Annotated in this window: 4 protein-coding genes and 1 pseudogene; all 5 read left to right on the top strand. The window is 75.1% G+C overall.

Translation table 11 applies throughout. The features are described 5' to 3' along the window. Positions 1-355: nitrite reductase small subunit NirD (gene nirD, locus ADL05_RS24550; protein ID WP_082376866.1), on the top strand; the 355-nt coding region annotated here is incomplete at its 5' end. Continuing rightward, positions 352-1,506: a uroporphyrinogen-III synthase gene (locus ADL05_RS24545; RefSeq protein WP_053619381.1), complete on the top strand. Its 1,155-nt coding sequence runs from the start codon at positions 352-354 to the stop codon at positions 1,504-1,506. The genes nirD and ADL05_RS24545, both read left to right, overlap by 4 nt. Further along, the gene (locus ADL05_RS24540; RefSeq protein ID WP_053619380.1) at positions 1,503-2,195 is read left to right on the top strand and encodes a sirohydrochlorin chelatase; all 693 of its coding nucleotides are present in this window, start codon (positions 1,503-1,505) and stop codon (positions 2,193-2,195) included. Before ADL05_RS24545 ends, ADL05_RS24540 begins: the two co-directional genes overlap by 4 nt. Before the next feature lie 295 nt (positions 2,196-2,490). Further along, positions 2,491-3,204: a septal ring lytic transglycosylase RlpA family protein gene (locus tag ADL05_RS24535; protein ID WP_053619379.1), complete on the top strand. Its 714-nt coding sequence runs from the start codon at positions 2,491-2,493 to the stop codon at positions 3,202-3,204. A 1,108-nt stretch (positions 3,205-4,312) separates the two neighbouring features. Next, positions 4,313-5,002, top strand: a pseudogene (locus ADL05_RS24530) (ATPase); the annotation flags it as partial.

Genomic DNA, 5,002 nt, shown 5'->3' with positions numbered 1-5,002 from the left:
CACCCAGCCCGCCCTCTGGATCAACGCCTGCCCTACCCACCGCCTGCACCCAGCCGACGGCGCCGCCGTCCTGATGCCCGACGGCCGCCAGGTCGCCCTCTTCCGCACCCTGGACGACCACTACTACGCCGTCGACAACATCGACCCCTTCACCCAGGCCGCCGTCATGTCCCGCGGCATCGTCGGCGACCGCGCAGGCGAGCCCACCGTCGCCTCACCCATGCTCAAGAACGTCTTCTCCCTGCGCACCGGCCAGAGCCTGGACGACGAGACCGTCCGCCTCACCACCTGGCCCGTACGCGTGCACGACGCCACCATCCAGATCAACACCCGCGCAGAACAGGGGACCCCTTGACCACGCCCGTGACCGGACCACCCGCCCACGAGCCCGCCACCACCGCGCCCCTGGCCGGCTTCACCGTCGCCGTGACCGCCGCCCGCCGCGCCGAAGAGCTCAGCGCCCTGCTGTGCCGCAAAGGCGCCCAGGTCATCGCCGCACCCGCCCTGCGCATCGTCCCCTTGAGCGACGACCAGCGCCTGGCCGCCGCCTCCACCGAACTCACCCGCCGCCCCGCCGACGTGGTCGTGGCCACCACCGGCATCGGCTTCCGCGGCTGGATCGAGGCCTGCGAGACCTGGGGCATGGCCGAAGGCCTGCTCAAATCCATGCAGTCCTCCCGCCTGCTCGCCCGCGGCCCCAAAGCCAAGGGCGCCATCCGCGCCGCCGGACTCAACGAGGAATGGTCCCCGCCCTCGGAATCCTCCGCCGAAGTCCTGGACTACCTGCTCTCCACCGGCGTCCAGGGCCTGCGCGTGGCCATCCAGATGCACGGCGAACCCCTGCCCGACTTCACCGCCGCCCTGCGCCTGGCCGGAGCCCACGTCCTCGAAGTGCCCGTCTACCGCTGGACCCAACCCGAACAGACCGCACCCCTGGACCGCCTCATCGAAGCGGTCACCACCGGGGGAGTGGACGCCGTCACCTTCACCAGCGCCCCCGCCGCCGCCGGACTCCTCTCCCGCGCCCGCACCACCGGCCACGACGGCGCCCTGGTCCAAGCCCTGCGCGGCGACGTCCTGGCCATGTGCGTGGGCCCGGTCACCGCCCGCCCCCTCATGGCCCACGACATCCCCACCGTGTGGCCCGAACGCGCCCGCATCGGCGCCCAGGTCCGCAAACTCACCGAAGAGCTGCCCGCACGCTTTCCCACCCTGGGCGTGGCCGGACACCGCCTGCGCCTGCGCGGACACGCCGTCCTGGTCGACGGCACCGTCCACACCCTCTCGCCCACCCTGATGCGCATCATGCGCGAACTGGCCCGCCGCCCCGGCCAGGTCCGCGACCGCGCCCACCTGCTCACCTGCCTGGGCGAGGACGCCGACGCCCACGCAGTGGAGACCGCCGTGGCCCGCCTGCGCACCGCCCTGGGCGACGCCAAGATCATCCAGACGGTCGTCAAACGCGGCTACCGCCTGGCCTTGGACAGCACGGACTGCTCACGATGAACCGACACCCCACCCTGCTGCTGGCCGTCCACGGCACCCGCCAGGCACGCGGCACCGCCATCGCCCACTCCCTGGCCCTGCGCGTGGGCGAGATCACCCAGCGCCCCACCCGGCTCGCCTTCGCCGACGTCCTGGCCCCCTCGGTGGGCGAGGTCGCCGCCACCGTCCCCGGCCCCCTGGTGGTCGTGCCCGCCTTCCTGGCCACCGGCTACCACGTGCGCACCGACATCCCCCACCAGCTCGCCCAGGCCGGGCGCGCCGACGCCGTCATCACGCCCGCCCTGGGCGCCCACCCCGCCGCACTGGCCACCGCCCACCAGCGACTGCTGGCCGCCGGCTACCGCAGCGGCGACGGCGTGGTCCTGGCCTGCGCCGGCACCTCCGACACCCGCGCCCACACCGAACTCGACCAGGCCACCGCCGGACTGAGCGACCTGCTGGGCACCCCGGTGCTGCGCGGCAGCATCGCCACCGCCACCCCCACGGTCGCCGACCAGGTCGCGGCCCTGCGCCTGAGCGGGCACACCCGGGTGGTGATCGCCAGCTGGCTGCTGGCCCCCGGACTCTTCCACGACCGCCTGGCCCACTGCGGCGCCGACGCCGTGGCCGCCCCGCTGTGCCCCGACGCCGCGATCGCCCGCGCCCTGGCCGACCGCTACCACCAGGCCGCCATCCCGCTCCCGGTCTGAACCAGCACTCCGCCAGCACCCCTCGTGGCCGCCGCCCGCCGGCGGCCACACGCATGCCACGCCCAGCAAAACCGCAGGTCAAGTGGTGATAAGTTCCACAAACCACCACTTTCCGGTACCGTGACCTGCGCGTGACCCCTAAGCTCTGCGCCCAGACCCCCGCGTGCAACACCCGGCGGTCCGACTCCACCCGCACCCAGCCCCACCCCACACACGGGGCACCGGGCACGGGCCACGCGCACCCGCGCCGGAGACACGGACCGCCCCACCCTGTTCCCGTTCGAAGGACACCGCCGTGGGCACCACCGAACCCCAAACGACCCAGCACCAGAGCACCGCCACACCCGGCCCGCGCGTGAGTGCCGCCCGCACCCGCCACCGCAGAAAACGCGTCCTGGTCATCGCCGCGGCCGCCGGAGTGACCCTGGCCGTGGCCGGCACCGCCACCGCCGCCGTCATCGCCGGAGCCACCGGGCCCGAGACCACCGTCAACGCCGCCCAGATCCCCCAGGCCGAACCCGACCCCCTCACCGACGCCTCCTCCGAACCCGACCCCTCCCGCGCCGAACAGGCCGAACAGGCCGTGTCCGGGGCCACCCAGAGCTCCACCGCCGACGGCAGCGCCGTCCCCGAGGAACCCGACCCCGAACCCGAGACCGCATCCGGCTCCGACAGCAGCGGGGAGTCCGCACCCTCCACGCAGGGCACCCCCACCGGCGAGGGCGGCACCTGCGAGGCCTCCTTCTACGGCGACGGCTTCCACGGCGCCACCACCGCCAGCGGCGAGACCTTCGACACCTACGGCATGACCGCCGCGCACAAGACCCTGCCCTTCGACACCATGGTCCAGGTCACCAACCCCGCCAACGGCAAGTCGGTGACCGTGCGCATCAACGACCGCGGCCCCTTCATCGAAGGCCGCTGCCTGGACCTGTCCACCGCCGCCTTCGACGAGATCATCGGCACCGGCGCCGGCGTGGGCACCGTCGAATGGCAGGTCGTCAGCTGAGGCGTGGCCGCCGGGACACCGCGGGCCAGGCCAGAACAGGCCGGACAACCCCGGCCCCGGCCAGGAGCCCCGCCACCGGGACGCCGCGCTGACCGCATCCGCGGCCAGGGCCGCAGACCGCCCTCGCCCGGCCGCCACCGGGTCCGGCCACCGGCTCCACCCCTGAGTGGCCCGCCCCGCCGCCATCGGGTCGGCACGCTGACCGCGCCCGCGGCCGGAGCCGCACCCCGCCCCGCCGCCACCGGCGCCGTCCCTGGGCCCGACCGGACCGCCATCGGGGCCACCCGCCGACATCCCGAACCGGCCCGCTCCGGCCGGAACCCCGGCCCCGGCACGGTGGTGTTCCGGCGCACCACCCGCGCACGGTCCGTCACCGTCCGCCCCGCACCCGCGCGGTGCTCACAGCGAGGCGCACCCGTGGGCCGCGCCGCCTCATCACGCTCCCGGGCCACCGTGCCCGGCCGGTCCACTCCCCGGGGCGCGGGCATGAACAACGGCACGAGCGCCCGCCCGGCACCGGATGCGCACACACCCGCAGCGCCGTCCGCCCCGCGTCCTCGCGGACGCCGCCCCGGCATCGGCCGACAAGTGACGCGGGCCCCGCCAGAACCACCGCCCGGCACGGCAGGTACCACGCCCGCCCGCGCCGCTGTCTCCGCGACCGCCGCCGCGGCCCGCGCACGGGCGCGCCACACCGCCTCCGCCGCAGAATCCACACCCGCACCGTCCGCCCAGAACCGCCCGGCTCGATCAGCGGAACACCACCACGCCCCGGGCCGCCTGCGGCTCGACCAGCGGAACACCACACCTTCGGGCCCCTGGGCCGCCGCGGCCCGACCGGCGGATCACCGTCACCACACCCTGCCCACCCGCCGCACGAACCCCTCCCACGGGGCCGGGTCGGCGGTGCAACGCCTCCACGGGCCGCACAGAACGTCGACGGGCGCGCACACCCGCAAGGACACACCCGGCGGCCCCGAAACGCCCACCAGCGCCCCGTCCACCGCCTTTTCGCACCCCGCACCGCGCGTAGCAGGGCCCACACGTCCCCCGCCCATGGCACAATCCCCACACCCGCACCACCCACACACCACAGGGAGCTCCGGCGTTGTTCCGCACCACCACCGGCTGGGTCGTCTCACCCACCGACCTCGTCGACACCCTGGAATGCGACCACCGCAGCGCCCTGAAGACCGCCCTGGCCGCACGCCTGCCCGGAGCCCCCGCACCCGAACCCGTCGACGCCCTGGTCGCCCACCACGGCCTGGCCCACGAACACGCCGAACTCGACCGCCTGCGCGCCCTGTTCGGCGACATCGCCCACATCGACGACCCCCACCCCGACGACGCCTCCCTGGCCAAGGCCGCCGCCGCCACCACCGACGCCATGGCCGCGGGCGTGCCCGTCATCTACCAGGGCAGCTTCCACCACCGGCTCGACCACGACGGCACCCGGCCCGTCGCCTTCCACGGACGCGCCGACTTCCTCATCCGCTCCGACCTGGACCCCGCCACCGGCCGCGCCCGCACCCCCGCACCCGAGGCCTGGACCTACGAGCCCTGGGACACCAAGCTCGCCCGCCGCCCCGGCCCCGGCGCCGTCCTCCAACTGGCCGCCTACGCCCACGCCCTGACCGTGGCCACCGGCCGCACCCCCCAGCACATGCACCTGCGCACCGGCGACGACCACACCCACACCCTGCCCACCGCCGACTTCACCCCCATCCTGCACACCATCACCCGCCGCCTGCTCACCCGCCTGGACACCGAACCCGCCCTGCCCACCCCCACCTGGGGC

This window comes from Nocardiopsis sp. NRRL B-16309 (genome assembly GCF_001279585.1).
Lineage (GTDB): Bacteria > Actinomycetota > Actinomycetes > Streptosporangiales > Streptosporangiaceae > Nocardiopsis.
Note: the sequence above shows the minus strand (reverse complement) of the source record. Positions and strands in the feature narration are given on the sequence as shown.